Genomic DNA, 24,697 nt, shown 5'->3' with positions numbered 1-24,697 from the left:
CCGGTCCTCGCACCTGTCGAGGCCGTTTTCACCGACCGATCGAGCGACTCGACGTCAGGACTTCGCCCGCACGTGCGCGGTCAGCGCCGGGATCACCGTCTCGCCGTAGATCCTCAGGGTCTCCTCCTTGTTGTCGTGCTGCAGGTAACCCGCGAACTGCGTGACGTCGAGCTCGGACAGCGCTTTGAGCTTCTCGATGTGCTCGTCCGCTGTGCCGAGGATGCAGAAGCGGTCGACGATCTCGTCGGGCACGAAGTCGACGTGGTCGTTCTCGGCGCGCCCGTGCGTGTTGTAGTCGTAGCCCTTGCGGCCCTCGATGTACTCGGTGAGGGCGTCGGGGATGATCCCGTGATGCCCGTACTTCGCGACGATGTCGGCGACGTGGTTGCCGACCATCCCGCCGAACCACCGGCACTGCTCACGCTGGTGCGCGAGGTCGTCGCCGATGTACATCGGAGCGGCGACGCAGAACGCGAGCGAGTCGGGGTCGCGGCCGGCGGCGACCGCGGCGTCCTTCACCGTCTTGATCATCCACGCCGCGATGTCGACGTCCGCGAGCTGCAGGATGTAGCCGTCGCCGACCTCGCCGGCGACCTTGAGCGCCATGGGCCCGTACGCGGCGACCCACACCTCGAGCTCGGAGCCGCGGCTCCACGGGAACTGCAGCGTCGCGCCGTTGTACTCGACCGGCCGCGAGTTGGCGAGCTCGCGGATCACATGGATCGACTCGCGCAGCTCGGCCATCGTCGTGGGCTTGCCGTTCGTCACACGCACCGCAGAGTCGCCGCGGCCGATTCCGCAGATCGTGCGGTTGCCGTACATCTCGTTGAGGGTGGCGAAGACGGATGCCGTGACCGTCCAGTCCCGCGTCGCGGGGTTCGTCACGAACGGTCCGACCGTGACGCGGTGGGTCTCGGCGAGGATCGCCGAGTGTATGACGTACGGCTCCTCCCACAGGAGGTGCGAGTCGAACGTCCACACGTGGGAGAACCCGTGCGCCTCGGCGAGCTTGGCGAGCTGCACCGTGCGCGCCGCGGGCGGGTTGGTCTGCAGGACGACGCCGAAGTCCATGATCACACCAGGTACTGCGAGAGGCCGCGCTTGAGGTATTGCCCGTCGCCGGGCCGCCCCAGATACTCGCCGCCGTCGACGATGACCTTGCCGCGCGAGAGCACCGTGTCGACGTGCCCGTCGATCTCGAAGCCCTCCCAAGCGGAGTGGTCCATGTTCATGTGGTGCGTCTCGCCGTACCCGATCGACGTGTGGCCGTTCGGGTCGTACACGACGATGTCGGCGTCCGCGCCCGGCTGGACGACGCCCTTCTTCCCGTACAGGCCGAACATCCGCGCCGGGGTCGTGCTGGTGAGCTCGACCCACCGTTCGAGCGTGATCTTCCCGGTCACCACTCCCTGGTACATGAGGTCCATGCGATGCTCGACTCCGCCGATGCCGTTGGGGATCGCGCGGAAGTCGTCCTTCCCGCGCTCCTTCTGGTCCTTCATGCAGAACGGGCAATGGTCGGTCGAGACCATCTGCAGATCGTTCGTGCGCAGCGCCTGCCACATGTGGTCCTGGTGGCCCTCGGCGCGGCTGCGCAGGGGAGTCGAGCACACCCATTTCGCGCCCTCGAACTGCCCCCACTCGTCGCTGAACGCGCCGAGCTGCTCCTCGAGCGACAGGTACAGGTACTGCGGGCACGTCTCGCCGAAAACGTTCTGACCCCGGTCGCGCGCCCACGCGAGCTGCTCGACCGCCTGCTTCGCCGATACATGCACCACGTAGAGGGGCGCGCCCGTGAGATTCGCGAGCATGATCGAGCGGTGCGTGGCCTCCTCCTCCATCTGCCACGCGCGCGCGATGCCGTGATAGTACGGAGCCTTCTTGCCCGCTTCGGCGAGCTGCGCGGCGAGCACGTCGATCGCGGGGCCGTTCTCAGCGTGCATCATCGTGAGCAACCCCGTCTCGGCGGACTTCTGCATCGCCTTGAGCACCTGCGCGTCATCCGAGTAGAAGACGCCCGGATACGCCATGAACAGCTTGAAGCTCGTCACGCCCTCGTCGATGAGCGAGTCCATCGCCCGCAGCGAGTCGTCGTCGACGCCGCCGATGATCTGGTGGAACCCGTAGTCGATCGCGCAGTTGCCGCGCGCCTTCTCGTGCCACGCGGCGAGGCCGTCCTCGACGCGCTCGCCGTAGCGCTGCACCGCGAAGTCGATGATCGACGTCGTGCCGCCCCACGCGGCCGCGCGCGTGCCGCTCTCGAACGTGTCGGACGCGTTCGTGCCGCCGAACGGCAGCTCCATGTGGGTGTGCGCGTCGATGCCGCCCGGGATCACGTACTTGCCGGTCGCGTCGACGACGGTGTCGACGGATGCCGCGACATCCGTTCCCAGCAGCTGCGAGCCCGGCGCGAGCACGGCCGCGATGGTCTCCCCGTCGATGAGCACGTCCGCCTCGCCGCGACCCGTGGCGGAGACGACGGTGCCGCCCTTGATCAGTGTCGTTGCCATTCCTCATCCTTCCGTGTCCGGACGCAGGTCACGGTGCGGCGATGTCGCCGTACGTGTCGGGGCGGCGGTCGCGGTAGAACTGCCAGTCGTCGCGCATCTCCTGGACCATGTCCAGATCCAGATCGCGGACCAGCAGCTCCTCGTGCTCGTTCGAGCCGCGCTCGCCGACGAAGTCGCCGCGCGGGTCGATCACCTGGCTCGTGCCGTAGAACGTCACGGCGTCCTCGCCGTACTCGTTGTCCTCGCGGCCGACGCGGTTGGGCTGCAGCACGAAGTAGCCGTTCGCGACGGCGGCTGCGGGACCCTCGATCTCCCACAGGCGGTTCGACAGGCCGGGTTTGGTCGCGTTGGGGTTGAACACCATGTGCGCGCCGCCCAGCCCGAGCTCGCGCCAGCCCTCGGGGAAGTGCCGGTCGTAGCAGATGTACATCCCGACCTTGCCGACGGCGGTGTCGAACACGGGGTATCCGAGGTTGCCGGGCCGGAAGTAGAACTTCTCCCAGAACTTCTCGAGGTTCGGCAGGTGGTTCTTGCGATAGGTGCCCAGGATCGAGCCGTCGGCGTCGACGAGCACGGACGTGTTGTAGTACACCCCGGTCTGCGCCTCCTCGTAGATCGGCAGCACCATCACGACCCCGAGCTCCTTCGCGACGGCCGCGAACCGCTGCACGATCGGGCCGTCGGCGGGCTCCGCGAAGCGGTAGTACTTCTTGTCCTGCGTGATGCCGAAGTAGGGGCCGTAGAACAGCTCCTGGAAGCACACGACCTGCGCGCCCTGGGCCGCCGCATCCCGGGCGAAGCCCTCGTGCTTGTCGAGCATCGAGTCCTTGTCGCCCGTCCAGGTCGTCTGCGAGATCGCCGCACGTACCGTCGTCATCGTGTTTCCTCTCTCCGCTTGTGTGGGCACCGTAGAGCCTGTGTCGTCGCGGGACAAGAGCTTCGCGCGACGGCGCGCGGATACATCTCGCGACGGATGCCGCGGCATCCGGCCTCACGTAGCGTGAGATGGTGCTCCGCCCGCTGAAGACGTACCAGCTCATCGTCGACATCGTCGTCGCGCTGTTCTTCCTCACGGTCGCGGTGCCGCTGGAGCTCGTATCGCAGCGCGCCCTCGGCACGCCGCTTTCCGGGGGCGTGCTGTCGCTCGTGCTCGGCGGGATCGTCGTCGTCCTGTTCGCGGCGGCCCTCGCCGTCCGCCGACTGTCGCCGGCGCTCGCGCTCGCCGTCGCGTGGGCGGCCGCCATCCTGCAGATGACGTCGGGCAGGATGCCGAGCCTGGTCGATATCGCGGTCTTCGCGGTGCTGTACGCCGCGGCCGCCTACGGCTCCGACCGCGTGTTCTGGGTCGGCCTCGCCTCGGCGCTGGGCGGCGCGCTCGTGGCGACCCTGTACCTGTACGCGGGTCCCGGCAGCGGAGGCCTCAGCTGGGACACGATCAGCGTCGCGGTCGCCGTCTACATCGCGGCGACGTTCGCGCTCATGCTCTCGTGGACCGCGGGCGCCCTCGTGCGCACGGCGATCCGCGCGCGTGAGAACCGGCTCGCGCAGCAGCGGGCCGAGGCGGACGCGATCGCCGAGCAGGAGCGCGTGCGCATCGCGCGCGACATGCACGACGTCGTCGCGCACTCGCTCGCGGTCGTGATCGCGCAGGCGGACGGTGCGCGGTACGCGGCGGCGGAGAATCCGGATGCCGCGACCGCCGCCCTCGGCACGATCTCCAGCACCGCGCGCTCGGCCCTCGCCGACGTGCGGCTGCTGCTCACCCAGCTGCGTCATTCGCAGGCGGACGGCCCGCAGCCGACGCTCGCCGACCTCGAGGAGCTCTACGCCCAGGTGCGCGCTGCGGGGCTCGAGCTGCGCGTCGACGTCGATCCGATGCCCGTCGGCACGCCGCCCGCGGCGGTCCAGCTCGCGGTGTACCGCATCCTGCAGGAGGCCCTCACGAACTCCCTTCGCCACGGCACGGGCCCCGTCGTCGTGCGGCTGTCGTGGCATCCGGATCGTGTCGAGCTCGACGTGCGCAACCCGCTCGCGACGACCGTCCCGGCCGAGCAGCCGACGGGTGGGCGTCACGGGCTGATCGGCATGCGCGAGCGCGCGCAGCTGGTCGGCGGAAGCCTCGACGCGGGCGCCGAAGGCGACGGCTTCGTCGTGCGCGCGACGCTGCCGATCGGGGGCGCGTCGTGAGTGCTGCGGGCACGATCCGGGTCGTGCTCGTCGACGACCAGGCGCTGTTCCGCGCCGGCATCCGCATGCTCGTCGGCTCGCAGCCCGACCTGGAGATCGTGGGCGAGGCGTCCGACGGGCGCGAGGCCCTCTCGGTCGTGCGGGCGTCGCGGCCCGACGTCGTGCTGATGGACATCCGGATGCCGGTCATGGACGGCCTCACGGCGACGGCCGAGCTGCTGCGCGACCCCGACCCGCCGCGCATCGTGATGCTCACGACGTTCGACCTCGACGAAGCGGCGGCCCGGGCGATCCGCGAAGGGGCGAGCGGGTTCCTGCTCAAGGACGCCGAGCCGGAGTTCCTGCTCGCGGCGATCCGCACCGTGCACTCGGGGTCTGCCGTGATCGCGGCGTCGGCGACGCGCGACCTGTTCGCGCACTTCTCCGCACCCGCGCAGAGCGCGCCGCCGCGCGAGTACGCCGACCTCACCGAGCGCGAGCGCGAGATCTTCGCGCTCGCCGCGCGCGGCCTGTCCAACGCCGAGATCGCGGCGCGCGAGTTCCTGTCGGAGGCGACGGTGAAGACGCACATCAGCCGGATCCTCACCAAGCTCGGCCTGCGCGATCGGGTGCAGCTGGTCGTGTTCGCGTACGAGCACGGGCTCGCGTAGCGCTTCGCTCCGTCAGCGAGACGAAGCGCCGGGGTGGGAATCATCCTTCGGATGTACGCGGATGCGCCTCCGGGCCGACGCGACCGCCCCACCGGCATCCGTAGCGTCGCAGACATGCACATCACCTCGACAGACCTGGGCCTCGCCGCCCGGGTGCAGAACGTCACCAAGACCTACGGCTCGGGCGAGGGGGCGGTGCGCGCTCTGGACGACGTGAGCGTCGGCATCCGTCGCGGAGAGTTCACCGCCATCATGGGCCCGTCGGGCTCGGGCAAGTCCACGCTCATGCACCTCATGGCGGGCCTGGACGCCCCGACCGGCGGCCGCGCGTGGATCGGCGACACCGACATCACGGGCCTCTCCGACCTCGAGCTCACGATCCTGCGCCGCCGGCGCGTCGGGTTCGTGTTCCAGTCGTTCAACCTCGTGCCGACCCTCGACGCCCTCGGCAACATCCTGCTGCCGTTCGACCTCGACGGCCGCATGCCGTCGGCCCTCGAGCGCGCGCGCATCGACGGTCTCATCGACTCGCTCGGCCTGCGCTCGCGCCTGAACCACCGCCCGCACGAGCTGAGCGGCGGCCAGCAGCAGCGCGTCGCGATCGCGCGCGCCCTGGCGACCGCGCCCGACCTCGTGTTCGCCGACGAGCCGACCGGCAACCTCGACTCGCGCTCGGGTCGCGAGGTGCTCGCGCTCCTCGCCGAGGCGAGCCGCGAGCACGGACAGTCGATCGCGATGGTCACGCACGACCCGATCGCCGCGGCTCACGCCGATCGCGTGCTGTTCCTCGGCGACGGCCGCATCGTCGCCGACAAGCCGCAGCAGACCGCGGAGGAGATCTCGGCGTACATGCTCGCGTCCGAGCTCGGCACGACCGGTGCGGCGCCCGTCGCCGAGGAGGTGCGCGCGTGACCGCCGTCGCCACGGCCGATGCGGTGTCGCGGATGCCGCGGGCCGCCGCATCCGGATCGCTCTCGTGGCTGCGCGACCGCGGCATGGGCGCGAGCATCCTCGTGTCGGCGATCTCGACCGCGTTCGGCGTCGTGCTCATCTCGGCGACCGGCTACATCGGCGCGATGCTGCGGGCCGACCCCTACATCGGTGACAGCGAGACGCTCGCGGCGGTCGTCGCGATCCTCGCGGTGCTGCTCGTCGCGGTCGCGGTCTACGTCGCGTCGATGGTCACGGCGAACACGTTCTCGACCGTCGTCGCCGGCCGCACGCGGCGCATCGCCCTGCTGCGCCTCATCGGGGCGTCGGCCCGCTCTCAGCGGGTCGAGGTCGCGCGCCAGGGGCTCGTCGTCGGGATCATCGGCGCGTTCGCGGGGCTCGTCGCCGGCACCGCGCTGTCGGCGGCGGGAGCCGCGCTCATGACACAGCTGCTCGGCCTGTCGGGCGTCGAGTACAGCGTCGTGCAGGCGGTGCTCCTCGCGCCTGCGGTCATCGTCGCGCTCACGACGTGGGCCGCCGCGTGGGCGGGCTCGCGCCGGGTGCTCGCGGTCACCCCGCTGCAGGCGCTCGGCGGATCGGTCGAGACCTCGCACGAGCGCATCGCGAAGCGCAGCGGGCGCAACATCGTCGCGCTCGTGCTCGTGATCATCGGCGGCGGACTGCTCGCACTCGGCATCGCGGCGGGGCTCCTCTCGGTGTTCGGCATCTTCATCGCGTTCCTCGGCGGGATCATCTCCTTCACCGGCATCGCGCTCGGTGCGACGCTCGTGATGCCTCCCGTGCTGCGGCTCGTGGGCCGCGCCTTCGGACGCACCGCGGTCGCGCGCCTCGCCGCCGAGAACGCACTGCGCTACCCCGAGCGCTCGAGCCGCATGGCCATCGGCGTCGTCATGGGCGTCACGCTCGTCACGATGTTCGCGGTCGCGCTCGAGAGCGTGAAGGCGGTGCTCACGAAGTCCGCCGGCGGCGAGCTGCCTGAGGAGATGACGACCGTCATCGACTCGTTCTCGGCCATCATGATGGCGATCGTCGCCGTGTCCGCGGTGATCGCGGCGGTCGGCCTCGTGAACCTGCTGACCCTCGGAATCGTGCAGCGTCGCCGCGAGCTGGGCCTGCTGCGCGCGCTCGGGCTCTCGAGCGGCCAGGTGCGCCGCGTCGTGCTGCTCGAGGCCGCCCACCTCACGATCGCCGCGCTCGCGACGGGACTCGTGCTCGGGATCGCCTACGGGTGGGCGGGTGCGCAGTCTCTGCTGGGCTCTGTTCCGATCGACCCGGATGCCCCGCGCGTCGGGAACTTCGTCGCGCCGGCAGTGCCGCTGTGGCCGGTCCTCGCGATCGTCGTCGGGACGATCGTGCTCACCCTCGTGGCCGCGGTGGTGCCGACGCGGCTCGCGACCCGCGTGGCGCCCGTCGAGGCGCTCGCGGAGTGATCGGGTGAGACGGATGCCCCGGCCCTGGCTTCGGCCGGGGCATCCGTCTATTCGGGCTGATCCGACTGGTCAGGCATCTCGGCGGGTGCGAAGTCATGCGCCCAGGACGGCGCGAGCGCGCGCAGGCGCGCCGCGCGCCACTCCCACATCGTCCACAGGACGGGCCACAGCACGGGAGCGGTCGGCCCGCCGATCACGAGACGGTCGCGCCACAGCGTCTTGGACGGGTTGCCGGGCGCGGGCGACACGGCGATCTGGTGGTCCCACACATCGAGCCCCGCGAGCGGGCCGGACACCGGGATGCCGCTGTCGCGGAAGATCCTCACGGGGCCCCCGCCCGAGCCGGGGGCGGGGTCGGCGACGACGCGGTCGCTCACATGGATGAGCTGCCGCCCCATCGGGACGATCCCGCCGAGTCGCAGCTGCACGCCGACCTCGCCGCCGGGCTGCCAGCTCGTGGGCAGGCCGTCGGGGTCGAGGGGCTCGAGCATCATGAGCGGGCCGTAGAGCTCGGCCACCGCTCGCGGGGAGTGCAGGGCGCGCCACGCGGCATCCGCATCGATGTCGATCACAAGCTTCTGCAGAACGCGCATGCCTCAGTCTCGCGCAGATCGCGTGATGTCCGGCCGGCTCGCGCCGGAATACCGTCAGGCATGACCAGTGAAGCGGACACGCGGCGGGTGCGGACGGCGCTGGAGCACCCGCTCGCCCTCGGATTCATCGGAGCCCTCGGCGTGCTGGGTGCCATCGTGCTCGGCGTCGCGCTCGGATCGATCTCGACGATCCTCGTGTACATCGTGCTTGCGATGTTCGTCGCCGTGGCCCTCGACCCGATCGTGGTGCGGCTCGAGCGACATCGCGTGCCTCGCGGCGGGGGCATCGCGATCGTGTTCGGCGCCTTCGCGCTGCTCGTCGCGGCGCTCGCGATCTTCGTGCTGCCGCCGGTGATCGGGCAGGTCGTCGCGCTCGTCGCGGCGATCCCGGATCGGGTCCGGTCCATCCAGGAGGCGGACTGGTACCTCGCCCTCGGCGACCACGCGCGCGAGGGCGTCGACTCGGCCGTGGACCAGCTCACGGCGTTCTTCGGCGACCCCGACACGGTGCTGGCGCTGGGCGGAGGGATCCTCGCCGTCGGCGCGGGGCTCGCGAGCTTCCTCTCCGCCGCGTTCGTCGTCACGGCGCTCACGCTGTACTTCCTCGCCTCGCTGCCCGCGATCAAGAAGGCGTTCTACGCTCTCGCCCCCGCCCACCGGCGCGAGCGCGTGGCCGACTTCACCGAGCGCATCACGAAGTCGGTCGGCGCCTCGCTCATCGGCTCGGTCATCCTCTCGGCGTTCAACGCCGGAGCGGTGTTCCTCCTGCATCTCGCGATCGGGCTGCCGTTCCCCGCGCTCATGGCGGCCATCGCGTTCGTGATCACGCTCGTCCCGCTGTTCGGATCGGTCATCTTCCTCGTTCTCGGAGCGGTCGTGGCGCTGTTCTCCAGTCCCACGCAGGCGCTCATCTTCGCGATCGGGTACCTGATCTACATCCAGATCGAGTCGTACGTCCTCAGCCCTCGCATCATGAACCGCGCGATCGCGATCCCGGCGGCCCTCGTGCTGATCGGAGCGATGGTGGGCGGCGCCCTCATGGGCATCCTCGGCGTGCTCGTCGCGCTCCCCGTGATGGCCTCGATCCTGCTCATCATCCGCGAGGTGGTCGTGCCGAGGCAGGACCAGAAGACCTGACGTCGCCCCAACCTCACCGCGCGCAGCGGAAGCCGATGTGCGTCGTCGCGGTGTCCTCGGCCTGCGGCGATCGCGCGGCGGGGCGGAAGCGCAGGCAATAGTCGGGCGAGCACAGGTACGACCCGCCCTTGAGCACGCGTCGCACCGTCGACTGCTCGCCGGGAGCCGACGCGAGGAGGTTCGGCCGCTTCTCGGCGTCGACCGGGCGCAGGTCGGGAACCATGTGGCGCGGCGTGTACAGATCGCTCGTCCACTCCCACACGTTGCCGATCATGTCGTGAAGCCCGTGATCGTCGGGCGGGTAGCTGCCGACCGGCGCGGTGCCGGCGCCATGGCGGCCGCGGTTCTCGTATGGGAACCGCCCCAGCCACGTATTGGCGCGCGGCACGCCGTCGGGGTACGGCACGTCGCCCCACGCGAAGCGCCGGCCCTCGTGCCCTCCTCGAGCCGCGAACTCGAACTCGGCCTCGGTCGGCAGGCGCTTGCCCGCCCAGGCGGCGTAGGCGAGGGCATCCGCGTACGCGACCTGCACGACCGGATGCTCCAGACGGTCGTCGATCGTCGACTCCGGGCCCTGCGGGTGAAGCCACGACGCGCCAGGAACCCATCGCCACCACCGGCGCCAGTCGCGCAGGTCGACCGGGCCGTCGGTCTGCGCGAACACGAGTGCTCCGGGCACGAGGTCTGCGGGATCCGCATCGGGGAACTGCGCGGGGTCGATCGGTCGTTCCGCGATCGTGACGTACGCGGTCTCCGCCACGAACGTCGCGAAGTCGCTGTTCGTCACCGCGTAACGGTCGATCTCGAAGTCCGCCACGACGCGCTCATGGACCGGTCGCTCGTCGGGATAGAACTCGTCCGATCCCATGGTGAAGGAGCCGCCGGTGATGCGGACCATGTCGTCGCGGACGCCGAGGTCGCGAGTCATGTGCTCGCCGTCCCGTCCTTCACGACGTCTCCCTCAGCCGGTGCGGCGCTCGCGCTCAGGGCGGCGATCGCGGCCCTGTTGGTCGAGTATGCCGTCTCCGCGTCGAAGATCCCGAGCCACTTCAGGCGCGGCGAGAGGTTTGCGCGCAGCCGGCTGAACGACACCGAGATGTCCCGCTCGCGGAGCCACTCGCGCAACGAGGCGAACGACTCGGCTGCGGTGAAGTCGGCGTCGGTGACCGCCTCCATGTCGATGACCAGGTGGCGCACTCCTCCTTCGGGCACGGCCTCGACGGCCCGCTTGACTGCCTGCGAGAAGACGTCGCCGTTCGCGAAGAAGAGCGGCGCGGCGACGCGGATGACGACGACGCCGGGAGCGGTGACCGTGCCCATCGGGCCATCCTCGAGAAGCGATTGGGTGGGATCGTCGTTCGCGGCGAGAACGTCGATCGCGGGGTTCGCCGCACGCCGGGCGAGGTTGATGAGCGCGAGGATGAATGCGACGAGGATTCCCGCGATCGAGCCGACGAGGAGCGTGACGAGGAAGCACACCGCCGCGATCGCGAATTCCGATCGTTCGAGGCGCCACAGGCGGGCGAATTCACGGATGCCGAGCAGCGGCACGATCGCGATGCCGACGATCGCGCCGATCGCAGGGGAGGGGATGTCGGCAAGCAGGGCGGTGCCGAACAGGAGCAGCAGGAGAGTCCCGGCGGCGAGGACGAGCGAGGGCAGCTGAGTGCGCGATCCCGCCTGTTCCATTGCGGCGGTCCGCGACGTCGAGGACCCGACCGCGAAGCCGCCCTGGGCGCCGGAGGCGATGTTGGCGAGGCCGAACGCGAACAGGTCGCGGTTCGGGTTCGTGCGGTAGCGCCGCTTCTCACCGTACGAGCGCGAGACGAGCAGACCCTCGGCCGTGGTCACCATCGTGAGCGCGATCGCCGAGGGCACCAGCGCGATCCAGGTCGCGAGTTCGAGCATCGGCCAGGTGAAGGCCGGTGGCCCGGCGGGCACCTCGCCCAGCACGGCCACTCCCTGCTGGTCGAGGCCGGTGGTGACGACGATCGTCGTGGTGAGGACGAGGGCGATGAGGGCCCACGGCACGGCCGCGACGAGTCGTCGCCCGATGACGAGGAGGAGGATCGTGCCGATCGCGATGAGCGCCGACCACACGTGGATCGAACCGAGGCCCTCGAAGAGCGCGACGACCTTCTCGACGAACTCGGCGCCCGACGGCAGCCTCACACCGAGCATCTTCGCGATCTGGCTCACGAGGATGTCGAAGGCGAGTCCCGCGACGAACCCGACGAGGATGGGCTTCGAGAGGAAGTTCGCGAGGAATCCGAGCCGGAACGCCGCGAGCAGCAGAAAAATGACGCCCGAGATGATCGCCTGCGCCAAGGCGAGCGTCGCGTAGTCCGCGCTCCCTGCGGCGGCGAGTCCGCCGATCGAGGATGCGACGAGGGCGGCAGCCGCGGCATCCGGCGATGCGACGACCTGGCGCGACGACACCGTCAGGGCGTAGACGACCGTCGGGACGACGAGCGCATACAGGCCCGCCGTCGGAGGCAGGCCCGCGATCTGCGCGTAGCCGATGTTGAGCGGGACCGCGATCGCGACGAGAGTGACGCCGGCGAGAAGCTCGCGTCCGACGTTCTTGCGCGAGAGGCCCGCGAGGGGTCGCTGCATCCGTCGCTTCATGTCGTCTCCCGCGGTCCGAATCCGTCCGACCCTCACCATGCACACGACATCGCAGCGGCGTCGTCACGCCATCTGCGTGAATCAGGGGCGTACGCGAGAACGATTGAGGGCTGCTCGCGGCGGCCCTAGGATGCACACGTGGCCGAGCCCACCCGAGAGGCCGATCGGGAGTCGAGAAGCCTCAGCGGGACCCTCCTCGAAGGCAAGCTCGCGATCAGGCCGGTCCGAAGGGGTGCCGTCAGTCGTCGCGCGCTCATCGAGCGCGCCCGCGCGAGCGATGCGCGCGTCGTCGGGGTCACCGCTCCGGCCGGGTTCGGCAAGTCGACGCTGCTGTCGGAGTGGGCGGCCGTCGACGACCGGACGATCGCGTGGGCGACGATCGACCGCTTCGACGACGACCCGGTCGCGCTCCTGACGCTGCTCGCGACGGCGGCCGCGGGGTTCTCGCCGTCCGCGGCCGACGTCGTCGCCGAGATGCGCGGCCTGCCCTCCACCGTTCTCGGCCGCTCGGCGCCGATGCTCGCCGCAGCCCTCGCGCGGGCGCCCGGCCCGTTCCTGCTGCTGGTCGACGACATCCACGCCGCGGCGTCGGACGAGTGCCACGATGTGCTCGAGGTCGTCCTCGCCGGAGTGCCTGCCGGATCGCAGGTCGTCCTCGCGAGCCGAGCCGAGCAGCCGTACTTCGCGCGGCTGCGGATCGACGTGCCCACGCTCGAGATCGGGGCCGACGCACTTCGGCTCGACGGGGACGCCGCCCGGGTGATCTTCGCCGAGCAGGACGTCGCGGTCGCCGATGAGAACATCGCCGTGGCGGTCGAGCGCTGCGAGGGCTGGCCGACCGGCCTCGTCCTGTACGCGCTCGCGGTGAAGGCCGGAGCCGACGTGCTGAGCGTCGGGGGCGACGAGCGCTTCGTCGCCGACTACCTTTACCACGAGTGCCTCGCCGGGCTTCCTCTCGAGCTCCAGGAGTTCCTCCGTCGCACCGCGGTGCTCGACGAGCTGTCGGTCGAGTTGTGCGACGCGATGCTCGAGCGCGAAGACTCCGGTGTAGTGCTGCGGCACCTGGAGGCGCTCAACCTCTTCCTCATCCCGCTCGATCGGCGCGAGCTGTGGTTCCGCTATCACGCGCTGTTCCGCGAGTTCCTGCTCGCCGACCTGCGGCGCCGTGAGCACGGACTCATCAGCGGGCTCCACGTGCGGGCGGCCGACTGGCTCGAGAGCGAGCGGATACTGGACCCGGCCGTGGACCACCTGCTCGCTGCGGGCGAGGTCGAGCGCGCGGGTGAGCTCGTCGCAGAGCTGGCCCTCCCGACGTATCAGCGCGGCGAGGTCGCCGTCGTGGAGCGCTGGCTCGACGGACTCGGCGACGCCGTCATCGAATCGTCGCCCGCGCTCGCCGTGATCGCCGCGTGGGCGGCGATCCTGCAGGGCAAGTCGCCCGCGTCGGAGCGGTGGGCTGCGACGCTCGAGAGGTTCGATCTCGAGGGAGCGCCCGACGAAGACCGGGCGGCGTTCGAATCCGCTCGCGCCATGGTGCGCGCCGCGATGTGCCCCGCGGGATGGGAGCGTGTGCTGGCCGACGCGAAGCTGGCCGCCGCGTACGAGCCCGCGTGGAGCCCGTGGCGCGATCAGGCGCTCCACCTCCTCGGGTCGGGCCTGCTGCTCGCGGGCGAGAAGGGCGCCGCCCGCGACGCGTTCATCGAGGCATCGGAGAGCGCGGCGCGGGTGGGCAACGCGGACTCGGTGCTCCTCAGCGAGGCGGAGCTCGCGATCCTCGCGATGGACGAAGGTGCGTGGTCCGACGCGGACGCCCATGCGCACGTCGCCGTGCGCGCTGTCGACGACCACCACATGGAGGGGTATCCGACGACGGCGCTCGCGCTCGCGGTGAGCGCGCGCCTCGCCCAACGACGTGGCGATGCCGTGGCGGCGGACCGCTTCCTCGTGCGCGCGATGCGCGCGCGTGTGCACTGCACGCACGTCCTTCCGTACCTCGCTATGCGCACGCGCCTGCAGATCGCCGGCCTCTTCGTGGGGCTCGGCGACCGCACCGCGGCCACGCACATGCTTCGCGAGATCGACGAGCTGCTGGCTCACTGCCCCGACGTCGGGGCCCTCACCGACGAGATCGCGAGCTTCCGCTCGCGGCTCGACGACGCAGCGATGAGCCGCGCGAGCATCCCGCTCACGCCGGCGGAGCTGCGGCTACTGCCCTACCTCCAGACGCACCTGACGATCGCCGAGATCGGGAAGCGCCTCTTCATCTCGCGCAACACCGTCAGCTCGGAGGTCGGCTCCATCTACCGGAAGCTCGGGGTGACGACGCGAGGCGCGGCGGTGGACCGGGCGATCGAGGCGGGCCTCCTCGGCGACTGACGTCCGCGCCGCGGCCGCTACGAGTCGTCGTCGAGCAGGTCGAGCTCCACGCCGAGGGCGAGGAGCACCCTCGGCGCCGCCTTGACGACGCGGGGGCGTCCGACGTGAGGCATGATCGCGTCGAGCACGCTCGCGATCTCGGCGGGCTGTGCGCCCGCGCTCACGGCGTCGTCGACCTCCTTGCGCATCGATGCGGCGGATGCCGACACCGCGACGAGCGCTCCGATCCGGACGAGGCACCGCGTCTTCGCATCCAGGTCGGCGGTCGCATCGGGATGTTCGCCCGGTCGCTCGTCTCCGTCGATGCTGAGCCGGCGCAGGTGGTCGAGGTAGTCCACGGTCCACGCTCCCGCGTTCAAGGGGTTGGTCACCTTGCGACAAGTCAATCCCTCCGGGTCCCGATCCGGTTCATGCGATCTGCATGATGCCTGCCGTAAAGGCCGCTCCTAGCCTCGCGAACGTGGGTGCCGCTCCGGCGACCCGCGAATCCGGCGCAAGCCCGACGCGAAGAGGTGATACGAAGCATGGACGACCTCGAGTACGGACCCGTGGAGCTCATACTTGCGGCCTTCGACGGCGACGAGCCCGATCCCGGTGTCTTCGACGCACTCGCCGAGCTCGCCGAGGCCGGCACGATCCGCGTGATCGACCTGGTCCACGTCTCGCGTTCGGCCGACGGCGAGGTCACCTACACGGAAGTCGACGAGAGCGGCATCCGATCCGGCGCGCTCGACCTCGTCGCGAGTGGTCTCGCCTCGCACGAGGACGTCACCGAGTTCGGCTCGATGCTGGGCCCGGGCACATCGGCCGTGCTGCTCGTCGTCGAGCTGCTGTACGCGACGAAGCTCGCCTCGCGCGTGATGCAGGCGGGCGGCTACGTGGTCGACTCCGTCCGCATCCCGGCACCCGTCGTCAACGAGGTCGCTCTCGCGGCGGCCGCAGCAGTGGAAGAGGGAGTGAGCTGACATGCTTCGCAGAATCGGGCGCCCGGGGCTCCTCGGCATGGCCGCGCGCACCGCCGTCGTCGCGGGGACGGCGACCGCCGTGAGCGGGCACGTCGCCCGCCGCCAGTACGAGCGGGCGGAGGAGAGGCAGGCCGAGCACGAGTACGAGGTGCAGCAGGAGGCCGCGGCCATGGCATCCGCCCCGCCGCCCGTACCGGCCTCACCTGCCGCGCACGCCGCACCCGCGGCGACCGACATGGTCGGCGAGCTCCAGCGCCTCGCGGAGCTCAAGTCGCAGGGCGTCCTCAGCGACGCGGAGTTCGACGCGGCCAAGGCGAAGCTGCTCGCGTGAGCGAGTCGCGTGAGGAGACGACGTGAACGACAAGAAGAGTGTCATCGGCACCCCGCTTCCGCCGGCGCGGACGCTTCCCTTCCCGCCCAAGCCCTCCGGCAGCTACGCAGGCCGCACGCTCGCGGAGTCGACGTACGCGCCGCTGCCGCCCGAAAAGCAGCTCCACGATGGCACGCCGAACGTCCTCATCGTGCTGATCGACGACGCCGGTCCCGCGCTGCCCGCGCCGCTCGGCGGCAAGGTGAACACCCCGACGCTCGATCGGATCCGGTCGGAGGGCATCGGGTACAACCGCTTCCACACCACGTCGATGTGCTCGCCCACCCGAGCATCGCTGCTGACGGGTCGAAACCACCACCGGGTCGGAGCAGGTCAGATCGCCGAGTTGGCGAACGACTGGGACGGCTACTCCGGCCACATTCCTAAGAGCAGCGCGACGATCGCCGAGGTGCTGCGCAACTACGGATACGCCACCGCGGCGTGGGGGAAGTGGCACAACACTCCCGCGGAGGAGACGACCAAGGCAGGTCCGTACGACAACTGGCCGACGGGCAACGGGTTCGAGTACTTCTACGGCTTCCTCGCCGGCGAGGCGTCGCAGTACGAGCCCAACCTGGTGCGCAACACCACCAGCGTCCTCCCGCCGAAGACGCCCGAGGAGGGCTACCACCTCAGCGAAGACATCGCCGACGACGCGATCGCGTGGCTGCGCGACCACAAGGCGCTCACCCCCGACAAGCCGTTCTTCATGTACTGGGCGACGGGGGCGATCCACGGCCCGCACCACGTGCACAAGGAGTGGTCCGACAAGTACAAGGGCATGTTCGACAGCGGGTGGGACGTCTACCGCGAGGAGGCCCTCGCGGGCGCGAAGGCCGCCGGCTGGGTGCCGGAGGACGCCGAGCTGACGCCGCGGCCTGAGTCGCTGCAGGGCTGGGACGATATCCCCGACCACCAGAAGCCGTTCCAGGCGCGGCTCATGGAGGTGTGCGCGGGATTCGGCGAGCACGCCGACGTGCAGGCGGGACGCGTCGTCGACGAGCTGGAGCGCCTCGGCTACAGCGACAACACGATCGTCATCTACATCTGGGGAGACAACGGGTCGTCGGGCGAGGGACAGAACGGCACGATCAGCGAGCTGCTCGCGCAGAACATGATCCCGACCACGATCGACCAGCACATCGCCGCGCTCGACGAGCTCGGCGGCCTCGACACGCTGGGCACGCCGGCGACCGACAACCAGTACCACGCCGCGTGGGCCTGGGCGGGGTCGACGCCGTACCAGGGCATGAAGCTCATGGCGTCGCACTTGGGCGGCACGCGCAACCCGATGTTCATCCGGTGGCCCGGACGCATCGCCCACGATCCCGAGCCTCGCACGCAGTTCCACCACGTCATCGACGTCGCCCCGACGCTGTACGAAGTCGTCGGCATCTCGGCGCCCGATGAGGTCAACGGCATCCACCAGGACCCCATCGACGGCACGAGCTTCGCGTACTCCATCGACGACAAGGCCGCCGAGGGCCGTCGCCGCGTGCAGTACTTCGAGGTGATGGCGAGCCGCGCCATCTACGAGGACGGCTGGATGGCGAGCACCACCGGTCCACGACTGCCGTGGGTCCCCGGTGCGCCTCCGGGGATCAAGACGTGGACCCCCGACGAAGATCGCTGGGAGCTGTACAACCTCGACGAGGACTGGAGCCAGGCGCGGGACCTCGCCGACCAGCATCCCGAGAAGCTCGCGGCCCTCAAGGAGCTGTTCGCGATCGAGGCCGCCAAGAACAAGGTGCTGCCGGTCGGGGCGGGACTTTGGGTGCCGGTGTACCACCCCGAGTTCCGCATCGCGCCGCCGTACAACGAGTGGGAGATGTCGGGCGACACCACCCGCGTGCCGGAGTTCTGCGCACCGGCGCTCGGCAACCGGCCGAACCTCGTGACGATCGAGGTGAACGTCGGAGATCGCGCCAACGGCGTGCTCTACAAGCTCGGGGGCGCCGGCGGCGGGCTGACGTGCTTCGTGGCGGACGGCGTGCTCACGTACGAGTACAACCTCTTCCTCGTCCAGCGCACGATCATCACGTCCCCGGAACCGCTCGCCGCCGGCGATCACACGATCGAGATCGAGACCTCGTACGTCGAGCCGCGGCCCGGCGGCCCCCTGCGTGTCGTCCTGCGCGTGGACGGCGCGGAGGTCGCCTCGGGTCAGGTCCCCGTGAGTGCGCCCCTGCTCTTCTCGGCGAACGACTGCCTCGACATCGGGCGCGCGTACGGCGGTGCCGTCTCGCGGGCCTACGCCGACCGCATGCCCTTCGCATTCGACGGGCGCATCGACCGCGTGCACATCGCGTACGCGATGCCGGCGAATCCCGACACGCGGTGACCGACGAGCGCTCGGCTGACAGCCCGCCCGCACCGAACGGGTGGGAGCGCGCGGAGAGGATGCGGGAGGTCCTCGCGGTCGTCGTGCTCTCCGTGACCGCGATCCTCACGGCGTGGTGCGGCTTCGAGGCGTCGAAGTGGGGCGGCGCGATGTCGATCGAGTTCAGCCAGGCATCCGCCGCTCGCATCCAAGCCGCCGACTACGCGAGCACCGCGCGCGACAACCAGGCCGTCGACCTCTCGATCTACGAGCTGTGGGTGCAGGCGCGAGCGACAGGAGACACGTCGCTCGCGGAGTACGTCGAGGCGCGACTCACGCCCGAGTTCGCCGTCGCGTTCGAGGACTGGCAGGCCGGCGGCGAGGCCCTGCGATCGCCGTTCGCCGAGCCGTCGTACGTGCCCGAGGGCACGGCGGACGCAGAGGACGAATCCGCCCGCGCCGACGCACTGTTCGCGAAGGCCCTCGAGAGCAACCAGCGCGGCGACGACTACGCGCTGCTCACCGTCCTGTTCGCGCTCGTGCTCTTCTTCGTCGCCGTCTCCGAGCGAACCCGGATGCACTGGAGCGGATGGTTCCTGCTCGGCCTCGGCATCGTGGTCGCGGCCGTCGGCGTCGTGATCCTCGTGACCTTCCCGATCCTGGTGTGAGCGCGACCACATCCTCGCGCGAGCCTAGGCTGGGCGGGTGGTGCCGCAGAGCCCGTTCGACCAATCCCGCTATCAGGTGCGCCTCGAGTGGGGCGCCGACGGCTTGCGCCGGCTCGCCGCCTCCGACATCGTGGTGGTCGTCGACGTGCTCCGCTTCTCGTCGACCGTCTCTCGTGAGGTCGCCGGCGGTCGGTCGGTGCCGCTCGACGAGTCCGCGCACGCCGTCTCGATCAACGGCGCGGCGATCGCGGCCGCGGCCGCAGACGCCGGCGCGACGGTCATGATCGGATGCCTCCGCAACGCGTCGGCCGTGGCATCCGCCGTGCTCGCCGAGCAGACCGCGCGGGCCGCTCGCACGAGCGTCGCCATCATCGCGGCGGGTGAGTTCACCGCCCGCGAGCCCGGCGCGCCCGTGCGCATCGCGGTCGAGGACCAGCTCGGGGCGGGAGCGGTCGTCGACGCGCTCGCGGCCCTCGGCATCGACCACTCGTCGCCCGAGGCCGCCGCCGCGTGCGAGGCGTTCCGCGGACTCCGCGGCGCCGTGCGGCACCTGCTCACCGCGAGCGGCTCAGGTCAGGAGCTGCTCGAGCGCGACGCGCGCGACGAGGTGCTCGCCGCGGCGGAGATCGACGCAGACGCGACGGTGCCGGAACTGCGCGACGGGGTCTTCCGTGCGCGCGAGGTCAGCGCGGAGTCAGCGCCGCGAGCCGCGCGGCCGGCGTGATCTCGCGCCGCGTCCACGTGAACGCGAAGCGCTCGTCGTAGCGCGGCGCGCATTGCGCGCACGACGTCGCCCTCGTCGGGCGGCGGTGCCGGTGGGCGATGTGGCCGGCGGGGCACACGCCGACCCAGGGTGCGAGCTCGGTCGCCGTCTCGCCGTGGTGCGTGGTTCCGCCCACGTAGCCGATCTCGCGTGCGATGCGCTTCCACGCGGGGCCGTGACCGGCGGACGGACCCGCGAGTGCGTGCGCGACTTCGTGCAGCAGCGTCTGGTGGTTCGCGTCGTCGTCGTAGCGCGCCGCGAGATAGCGCGAGACGCTGATGCGCTTGCGCGTGTAATCGCACAGCCCCGCCCGACGCTTGGCGTTGTCGAACGCGAACGACCACGTGTCGTCGAGGTGCAGGGCGATGAGCGCCTCGGCCCAGTGGCGCACTCGATGGAGTTCCGACATGGCGGCGAGATTAGAACGTACCTACGACACTCGTCGTCGCCGGGGCCGTCATCCGGCCAGCGCCGAGTCGGCGCGACGCCGGTCGGTCGCCTCGATCGCGAGGAGCGTCGATTCGAGCTGGTCGTCGGGGGCTCCGCACTCCTGACGCAGGAACAGCGCGCGCTTGAAGTCCTCGCGCGCCCGGTCGAAGTCGCCGGCGTCGTAGTGCGTCTTGCCGCGGTGCTGGTACGCGAACGCCGCGATCGCAGACCATCCCTGGCCCTCGGCCTCCTCGGCGCACGTCGTGAGCTCCTGCTCGGCGGCGGCGAACGCTCCGCGGTACTGCTGCACGCTCGCATGGAGGATCCGTGCGCGCAGGAGGTCCTTGCGCGTGCCGGCCATGCGCGCGACGCGCACCGACTGCTCCGAGATCACGAGGGCGTCCTCAAGCCGGTCGAGCACCTTCAGCAGCCACACCCGCTCGAGCAGTGCCGGCAGGCTGCGCTGCTCGCCGATCTCGTCCAGGCGCTCCTTGCACCGGCGCGGATCGATCTTCTCGCGCAACGTGTCGGGGTCGTACCCGTGGATGTAGCTCACCGTCGACTCCCTTCCGCTCGTCGTTGGCCACTCCAGTGTGCCTCGCGGTCCCGCGGCACCCGGGTGGGCACGCCGAGGAGATCGACTTGTCGGTGCGTTCTCAGCGCTCGAAGACGGATGCCGCGGGCCGGGGCGACGGCGTCGCATCGGCGTCCGTCGCGACGCGCGCTCCACGCACGAACTCGTCGAGCTCGGCGCCCTGCGCCACCTTCGCGGGGTGCGGCCCCGCCGCCATGAGCCGCGGCAGCCACTCGGTCGGCAGGGGAGCGGGCGACGCCGCGATCACGAGGTTCCCGAACCGGCGTCCCTTGAGCGTCTGCACCTCGGCCAGCACGACGACCTCGGGCAGCACCGCGCGCACCGTCGCGACCTGCCGCCGCGCGAACGCGAGCCCGGCGCCGTCGGCGACGTTCACGAGCAGCACGCCGTCCGGCGCGAGCAGGCGAATCGCGGCGGTGTAGAACTCGATCGTCGTGAGGTGCGCGGGCGTCTGCGCGCCCGAGTAGACGTCCGACACGAGCAGGTCGACGTTGCCGACGATCCCCGCGGGCAGCCGCGCGAGGCCTTCGCGCGCGTCGCCGATGCGCACGCGGATCGACGCGCCGCGCGGGAACGGCAGGTGCTCGCGCACGAGGTCCACGAGCGCGGGCTCGAGCTCGATCACCTGCTGCCGCGAGCTGGGTCGCGTCGCCTCGATGTAGCGGGGGATCGTCAGCGCCCCCGCGCCGAGGTGCACGGCCGTGAGCGGCTGTCCCGGCATCCGCAGTCTGTCGATCACCGCGCCCATGCGCGCGACGTACTCGAAGTGCAGGTGCGTCGGATCGTCGAGGTCGACGTGCGACTGCGGCGTGCCCGCGACCTCGAGCTCCCACCCGTTCGCGAACCCCGAACGGACGATGGTGGCGATGGTCCCGTCCGACAGGCGCGCCGAAGGGCCGGATGCCTCGACCCGAGCGCGCGCCATATGTCAACGCTACCCGTGGGCGCAGTCGCCTGGTCTAGCGTGCTGGGATGCCCGATCTTCCCGTGCACACGTTCCGGCGCGGCGGCGATGTCATCGTCTACACGCGTTCCGGCCGCGCAGGCGGGCCCGTGTTCGTGCTCGTGCACGGCATCGGGATGGGCCGCGGCGTGTTCGGCGACCTCGTGGAAGAGCTCGGCGCCGCGGGCGAGGTGATCGCGCTCGACCTTCCCGGCTTCGGCGACTCGCCGAAGCCGCGCCGGCCACTGGACATGGCCGCGTGCGGGGACCTCGTCGCCGCCCTGCTCGACGCGCTCGGCGTGCGCGACGGAGTGCTCGTCGGCCACTCCATGGGGGCGCAGGTCGTGACCGAGACGCTCGCGCGGCATCCGGATCTTCGCGGCCGCGCGGTGCTCGTGTCGCCGACCGTCAACCCGGCCGAGCGGAGCGCGGTCGTCCAGGGCCTGCGGCTGCTGCAGGACATCGCGATCGAGAGCCCGAAGGTGCTCGCGCTCGGCGCGGTCCACTACGTCAAGGCGGGACCCGTCTGGTACGCGAAGACGCTGCGCCGCATGGTCGGCCATCGCATCGAGGATGTGCTGCCGCGGCTCGACGCCGACACCCTCGTGATCCGCGGGGAGGTCGACCGCGTGAGCCCGCGCGAGTGGGCTCGCGAGGTCGCGAGGCTCGTGCCCCGCGGAGTGCTGCGCGAGGTGCCCGACCGCGGACACGAGGCGATGATCCGCACGGCACAGCCCGCCGCCACGCTCATCGCCGAGCACGCCGCGGGAACGAGCGGGCGCACACCCGACTCCGGACCGCCGCGCGGCGATACCGTGGAGGAGTGACGTCGATCGACCTCAACGCCGACCTCGGCGAGACGGTCGGCGGGATTCCGACCGCCGACGACGAGGCCATGTTCGCGGTGATCTCGAGCGCGAGCATCGCGTGCGGAGGGCACGCGGGCGACGACGAGACGATGCGCCTGTCGGCGGCGCGTGCGGTGCGGCTCGGCGTCGCGGCGGGCGCCCACCCGTCGTATCCCGATCGCGCGGGGTTCGGCCGCGTGGGCATCGAGATCGGACGCGAAGCCCTCACCCTCGCGATCGCGGGCCAGCTCGAGGCGCTGCGGGCGGCGGGCGCCGACATCCGCTTCGTCAAGCCTCACGGCGCGCTCTACAACCGGATTGTCGCCGACCGCGAGCAGGCGGCGGCCGTCGCCGATGCGGTCGCGGCGCTGTCGGAACGGCTCGGGCGCGCGGTTCCGCTGCTGGGGCTCGGGGGAGTCGGCGCGGCGATGGCGGCCGAGCGCGGGCTGCCGTTCGTGCAGGAGGCCTTCCTCGACCGCGGCTACCGCTCCGACGGCACGCTCGTGTCGCGCGGGGAGCCCGGAGCGCTGCTGAGCGATCCCGACGCGGTCGCCGAGCGCGCGGTGCTCCTCGCCACGGAGCGGGTGGTGGAATCGGTCGACGGACGCGTCGTCGCCGTGGGCGCCGCGTCGCTGTGCGTGCACGGAGACTCGCTCGGCTCGGTCGCGATCGCGCGGGCGGTCCGGGCGGCGCTCGACGAGGCCCGCGTCGAGGTGCGTGCGCCATGGTGACGCTCGGCCGCGAGGCATCCGGAGGGCGGATCCTGCCGATGGGGGACCGCGCGCTCCTGCTCGAGGTCGGCTCGCTCGACGACGTGCTCGACCTGCGCGACCGGCTCGAGGCGTCCCGCCCCGACGGCATCGTCGACCTCGTTCCCGGTGCGAGGACGGTGCTCGTGCGCGTCGACCCCGCGGTGCTGTCGCTGGGTGCGGCGCAGGCCTGGGTCGCGGGGGCGAAGACGGATGCCGCATCCGCGGCCGCCGCATCCGGCCCGCTCGTCGAACTCGACGTCGTCTACGACGGCGCCGACCTCGCCGAGACCGCGGTGCTGCTCGGCGTGAGCGCCGACGAGCTCGTCCGCCGGCACGCCGCCGCCGAGTGGACCGTCGCGTTCACGGGCTTCGCGCCCGGCTTCGCCTACCTCGTGAGCCACGAATGGACGTTCGAGGTCCCCCGGCTCGCGTCGCCCCGCACGCGCGTCCCGGCCGGGTCGGTGGGTCTCGCGGGGGTCTTCTCGGGCGCGTATCCGCGTGAGACACCGGGTGGCTGGCGGCTCATCGGCACGACGTCGACGCCGCTGTGGTCGCCGGATGCCGCATCCCCCGCGCTCCTTCCGCCGGGCGCCCGCGTGCGGTTCCGCCGGGCCGAGAAGGCGTCGCCGGAGTCGGGTGCGGTTGCCCCTGTCGAGACGGATGCGGCGCGCAGCGGCATCCGCGTCATCCAATCCGGCCTGCTCGCGACGATCCAGGACCGCGGACGCGAGGGAGCGGCCTCGCTCGGCGTCTCGCGCTCGGGTGCACTCGACCGCACGGCCCTCGGTGTTGCCAACCGGCTCGTGGGCAACCGCGACGTCGCGGCGGGCGTCGAGGTCACGATGGGCGGCTTCCGCGCGGTCGCGGAGCGCGACCTGTGGTTCGCCGTCACCGGGGCGTGGGGTCCCGTGCGCCTGGGCGGCCACGAAGTCGACCCCTACACGGCACTCGAGTGGCGTGCGGGCGAGGAGCTGCACCTCGATTGGTTCGCGCACGGCGCGCGCGCCTACCTCGCGGTGCGCGGGGGAGTCGACGCTCCCGTCGTGCTCGGCTCGCGCGCCACGGATCGCCTCGCGGGCATCGGCGCCGCGCCCCTCGCGGCGGGGTCGACGGTCGCCGTGGGCGACGACGTGGCGGGTCCGATCCCCGTCGCCCCTCCCGCCCCGTGGGGCACACCGCACGACGACGAGCTCGAGATCGAGCTCGCACCCGGACCCCGCGCCGACTGGTTCGCGCCCTCCGCGCTCCGCGCCCTCTTCGACGAGACGTGGACCGTGTCGAGCGCCGCCGACCGCGTCGGCATGCGCCTCGACGGCACCGAGCTCGTGCGCACGCGCGACGGCGAGCTTCCGAGCGAGGGCATGGTGCCCGGCGCGCTCCAGGTTCCCCCGAGCGGCCGCCCGACGATCCTCCTCGCGGACGGTCCCGTGACAGGCGGCTATCCCGTGATCGCGGTGGCGACGGATGCCGCGCTCGACCTCCTCGCGCAGGCTCGGCCCGGCACGCGCCTGCGCTTCCGCCACGCACGGCCGCCGGCCTGAGCCCCACCACCCGGTCGAGATCGCACGAACGGCGGCGCCAC

General features: G+C 71.3%; 24 protein-coding genes. 14 read left to right on the top strand and 10 right to left on the bottom strand.

Going from position 1 to position 24,697, the window contains the following annotated elements; all coding sequences use genetic code 11:
- Positions 1-54 precede the first annotated feature (54 nt).
- Genes BJ991_RS17055 through BJ991_RS17045 form a run of 3 tightly spaced genes read right to left on the bottom strand, consistent with a single transcriptional unit; the run spans position 55 to position 3,387 of the window.
- Entirely contained in the window at positions 55-1,071 is a 1,017-nt protein-coding gene (locus tag BJ991_RS17055; protein WP_179491960.1) for a TIGR03842 family LLM class F420-dependent oxidoreductase, read from the bottom strand.
- Between the two features lie 2 nt (positions 1,072-1,073).
- Positions 1,074-2,510: a dihydropyrimidinase gene (gene hydA / locus BJ991_RS17050; protein WP_179491959.1), complete on the bottom strand. Its 1,437-nt coding sequence runs from the start codon at positions 2,508-2,510 to the stop codon at positions 1,074-1,076.
- 28 nt (positions 2,511-2,538) lie between these two features.
- A complete protein-coding gene (locus tag BJ991_RS17045; protein WP_179491957.1) occupies positions 2,539-3,387 on the bottom strand; it encodes a nitrilase-related carbon-nitrogen hydrolase in 849 nt (282 codons plus the stop codon).
- A gap of 128 nt (positions 3,388-3,515) precedes the next feature.
- Here BJ991_RS17045 and BJ991_RS17040 point away from each other — a divergent pair, with 128 nt between their 5' ends.
- From BJ991_RS17040 to BJ991_RS17025, 4 genes are all read left to right on the top strand, one after another.
- Positions 3,516-4,697, top strand: a complete 1,182-nt coding sequence (locus BJ991_RS17040) for a sensor histidine kinase (RefSeq protein WP_218852965.1) — start codon at positions 3,516-3,518, stop codon at positions 4,695-4,697.
- A gap of 65 nt (positions 4,698-4,762) precedes the next feature.
- Positions 4,763-5,347, top strand: coding sequence for a response regulator (locus BJ991_RS17035; RefSeq protein ID WP_246301446.1), 585 nt, complete (start codon positions 4,763-4,765; stop codon positions 5,345-5,347).
- 114 nt (positions 5,348-5,461) lie between these two features.
- Positions 5,462-6,259: an ABC transporter ATP-binding protein gene (locus BJ991_RS17030; protein WP_179491954.1), complete on the top strand. Its 798-nt coding sequence runs from the start codon at positions 5,462-5,464 to the stop codon at positions 6,257-6,259.
- On the top strand, positions 6,256-7,728 hold the full coding sequence (locus BJ991_RS17025) for an ABC transporter permease (protein ID WP_343048812.1): 1,473 nt from the start codon (positions 6,256-6,258) through the stop codon (positions 7,726-7,728). The genes BJ991_RS17030 and BJ991_RS17025 overlap by 4 nt, the downstream gene beginning before the upstream one ends.
- 47 nt (positions 7,729-7,775) lie before the next feature.
- On the opposite strand, the gene BJ991_RS17020 is transcribed toward BJ991_RS17025, so the two are convergent.
- Positions 7,776-8,321, bottom strand: a complete 546-nt coding sequence (locus tag BJ991_RS17020; RefSeq protein ID WP_179491953.1) for a hypothetical protein — start codon at positions 8,319-8,321, stop codon at positions 7,776-7,778.
- 60 nt (positions 8,322-8,381) lie between these two features.
- Between BJ991_RS17020 and BJ991_RS17015 the strand changes: the two genes are divergently transcribed.
- Complete coding sequence (locus BJ991_RS17015) at positions 8,382-9,458, top strand: AI-2E family transporter (protein WP_179491952.1); 1,077 nt, start codon at positions 8,382-8,384, stop codon at positions 9,456-9,458.
- Between the two features lie 13 nt (positions 9,459-9,471).
- On the opposite strand, the gene BJ991_RS17010 is transcribed toward BJ991_RS17015, so the two are convergent.
- Positions 9,472-10,356 (bottom strand): formylglycine-generating enzyme family protein, encoded by an 885-nt coding sequence (locus BJ991_RS17010; RefSeq protein WP_179492931.1) that lies wholly within the window; start codon positions 10,354-10,356, stop codon positions 9,472-9,474.
- A 26-nt stretch (positions 10,357-10,382) separates the two neighbouring features.
- Positions 10,383-12,074 (bottom strand): SulP family inorganic anion transporter, encoded by a 1,692-nt coding sequence (locus BJ991_RS17005; protein ID WP_179491951.1) that lies wholly within the window; start codon positions 12,072-12,074, stop codon positions 10,383-10,385.
- Positions 12,075-12,224: 150 nt separating this feature from the next.
- On the opposite strand from BJ991_RS17005, the gene BJ991_RS18860 reads away from it, so the two are divergent.
- Positions 12,225-14,462, top strand: coding sequence for a winged helix-turn-helix domain-containing protein (locus BJ991_RS18860; RefSeq protein WP_179491950.1), 2,238 nt, complete (start codon positions 12,225-12,227; stop codon positions 14,460-14,462).
- Positions 14,463-14,479: 17 nt separating this feature from the next.
- On the opposite strand, the gene BJ991_RS16995 is transcribed toward BJ991_RS18860, so the two are convergent.
- A complete protein-coding gene (locus BJ991_RS16995; RefSeq protein WP_179491949.1) occupies positions 14,480-14,833 on the bottom strand; it encodes a carboxymuconolactone decarboxylase family protein in 354 nt (117 codons plus the stop codon).
- A gap of 153 nt (positions 14,834-14,986) precedes the next feature.
- Here BJ991_RS16995 and BJ991_RS16990 point away from each other — a divergent pair, with 153 nt between their 5' ends.
- From BJ991_RS16990 to BJ991_RS16970, 5 genes are read left to right on the top strand one after another with little or no spacing between them, the layout of a single operon-like run.
- Positions 14,987-15,427, top strand: coding sequence for a DUF6325 family protein (locus tag BJ991_RS16990; protein WP_179491947.1), 441 nt, complete (start codon positions 14,987-14,989; stop codon positions 15,425-15,427).
- 1 nt (position 15,428) lies between these two features.
- Positions 15,429-15,758 (top strand): SHOCT domain-containing protein, encoded by a 330-nt coding sequence (locus BJ991_RS16985; RefSeq protein WP_179491945.1) that lies wholly within the window; start codon positions 15,429-15,431, stop codon positions 15,756-15,758.
- A gap of 22 nt (positions 15,759-15,780) precedes the next feature.
- On the top strand, positions 15,781-18,138 hold the full coding sequence (locus tag BJ991_RS16980; protein WP_179491943.1) for a sulfatase-like hydrolase/transferase: 2,358 nt from the start codon (positions 15,781-15,783) through the stop codon (positions 18,136-18,138).
- Positions 18,135-18,785: a hypothetical protein gene (locus BJ991_RS16975; protein WP_343048811.1), complete on the top strand. Its 651-nt coding sequence runs from the start codon at positions 18,135-18,137 to the stop codon at positions 18,783-18,785. The genes BJ991_RS16980 and BJ991_RS16975 overlap by 4 nt, the downstream gene beginning before the upstream one ends.
- A 37-nt stretch (positions 18,786-18,822) precedes the next feature.
- A complete protein-coding gene (locus tag BJ991_RS16970) occupies positions 18,823-19,509 on the top strand; it encodes a 2-phosphosulfolactate phosphatase (RefSeq protein ID WP_343048810.1) in 687 nt (228 codons plus the stop codon).
- Here the strand turns inward: BJ991_RS16970 and BJ991_RS16965 are convergent.
- From BJ991_RS16965 to BJ991_RS16955, 3 genes are all read right to left on the bottom strand, one after another.
- Positions 19,469-19,957 (bottom strand): SprT-like domain-containing protein, encoded by a 489-nt coding sequence (locus BJ991_RS16965; protein WP_179491941.1) that lies wholly within the window; start codon positions 19,955-19,957, stop codon positions 19,469-19,471. The genes BJ991_RS16970 and BJ991_RS16965 overlap by 41 nt on opposite strands.
- A 48-nt stretch (positions 19,958-20,005) precedes the next feature.
- Positions 20,006-20,533: a tetratricopeptide repeat protein gene (locus BJ991_RS16960; protein WP_179491939.1), complete on the bottom strand. Its 528-nt coding sequence runs from the start codon at positions 20,531-20,533 to the stop codon at positions 20,006-20,008.
- Positions 20,534-20,633: 100 nt separating this feature from the next.
- Positions 20,634-21,497, bottom strand: coding sequence for a spermidine synthase (locus BJ991_RS16955; RefSeq protein ID WP_179491937.1), 864 nt, complete (start codon positions 21,495-21,497; stop codon positions 20,634-20,636).
- Between the two features lie 47 nt (positions 21,498-21,544).
- Here BJ991_RS16955 and BJ991_RS16950 point away from each other — a divergent pair, with 47 nt between their 5' ends.
- The 3 genes from BJ991_RS16950 to BJ991_RS16940 are packed head-to-tail and all read left to right on the top strand — an operon-like array spanning position 21,545 to position 24,656.
- Entirely contained in the window at positions 21,545-22,342 is a 798-nt protein-coding gene (locus BJ991_RS16950) for an alpha/beta fold hydrolase (RefSeq protein WP_179491935.1), read from the top strand.
- Entirely contained in the window at positions 22,339-23,094 is a 756-nt protein-coding gene (locus tag BJ991_RS16945) for a 5-oxoprolinase subunit PxpA (protein WP_179491932.1), read from the top strand. The genes BJ991_RS16950 and BJ991_RS16945 overlap by 4 nt, the downstream gene beginning before the upstream one ends.
- Positions 23,088-24,656 (top strand): 5-oxoprolinase subunit B/C family protein, encoded by a 1,569-nt coding sequence (locus tag BJ991_RS16940; protein WP_179491930.1) that lies wholly within the window; start codon positions 23,088-23,090, stop codon positions 24,654-24,656. The genes BJ991_RS16945 and BJ991_RS16940 overlap by 7 nt, the downstream gene beginning before the upstream one ends.
- Positions 24,657-24,697: the final 41 nt, after the last annotated feature.

The sequence above is a fragment of the Microbacterium immunditiarum genome (assembly GCF_013409785.1).
Lineage (GTDB): Bacteria > Actinomycetota > Actinomycetes > Actinomycetales > Microbacteriaceae > Microbacterium > Microbacterium immunditiarum.
Note: the sequence above shows the minus strand (reverse complement) of the source record. Positions and strands in the feature narration are given on the sequence as shown.

Coding starts and splice junctions, on each gene's coding strand:
- BJ991_RS17035 (WP_246301446.1), top strand. CDS start 4,763: ATGCTCGTCGGCTCGCAGCCCGACCTGGAGATCGTGGGCGAGGCGTCC.
- BJ991_RS17030 (WP_179491954.1), top strand. CDS start 5,462: ATGCACATCACCTCGACAGACCTGGGCCTCGCCGCCCGGGTGCAGAAC.
- BJ991_RS16985 (WP_179491945.1), top strand. CDS start 15,429: ATGCTTCGCAGAATCGGGCGCCCGGGGCTCCTCGGCATGGCCGCGCGC.
- BJ991_RS17010 (WP_179492931.1), bottom strand. CDS start 10,356: ATGGTCCGCATCACCGGCGGCTCCTTCACCATGGGATCGGACGAGTTC.
- BJ991_RS17020 (WP_179491953.1), bottom strand. CDS start 8,321: ATGCGCGTTCTGCAGAAGCTTGTGATCGACATCGATGCGGATGCCGCG.
- BJ991_RS17045 (WP_179491957.1), bottom strand. CDS start 3,387: ATGACGACGGTACGTGCGGCGATCTCGCAGACGACCTGGACGGGCGAC.
- BJ991_RS16950 (WP_179491935.1), top strand. CDS start 21,545: ATGCCCGATCTTCCCGTGCACACGTTCCGGCGCGGCGGCGATGTCATC.
- BJ991_RS16940 (WP_179491930.1), top strand. CDS start 23,088: ATGGTGACGCTCGGCCGCGAGGCATCCGGAGGGCGGATCCTGCCGATG.
- BJ991_RS16955 (WP_179491937.1), bottom strand. CDS start 21,497: ATGGCGCGCGCTCGGGTCGAGGCATCCGGCCCTTCGGCGCGCCTGTCG.
- BJ991_RS17005 (WP_179491951.1), bottom strand. CDS start 12,074: ATGCAGCGACCCCTCGCGGGCCTCTCGCGCAAGAACGTCGGACGCGAG.
- BJ991_RS17040 (WP_218852965.1), top strand. CDS start 3,516: ATGGTGCTCCGCCCGCTGAAGACGTACCAGCTCATCGTCGACATCGTC.
- BJ991_RS17015 (WP_179491952.1), top strand. CDS start 8,382: ATGACCAGTGAAGCGGACACGCGGCGGGTGCGGACGGCGCTGGAGCAC.
- BJ991_RS17055 (WP_179491960.1), bottom strand. CDS start 1,071: ATGGACTTCGGCGTCGTCCTGCAGACCAACCCGCCCGCGGCGCGCACG.
- hydA (WP_179491959.1), bottom strand. CDS start 2,510: ATGGCAACGACACTGATCAAGGGCGGCACCGTCGTCTCCGCCACGGGT.
- BJ991_RS16990 (WP_179491947.1), top strand. CDS start 14,987: ATGGACGACCTCGAGTACGGACCCGTGGAGCTCATACTTGCGGCCTTC.
- BJ991_RS16965 (WP_179491941.1), bottom strand. CDS start 19,957: ATGTCGGAACTCCATCGAGTGCGCCACTGGGCCGAGGCGCTCATCGCC.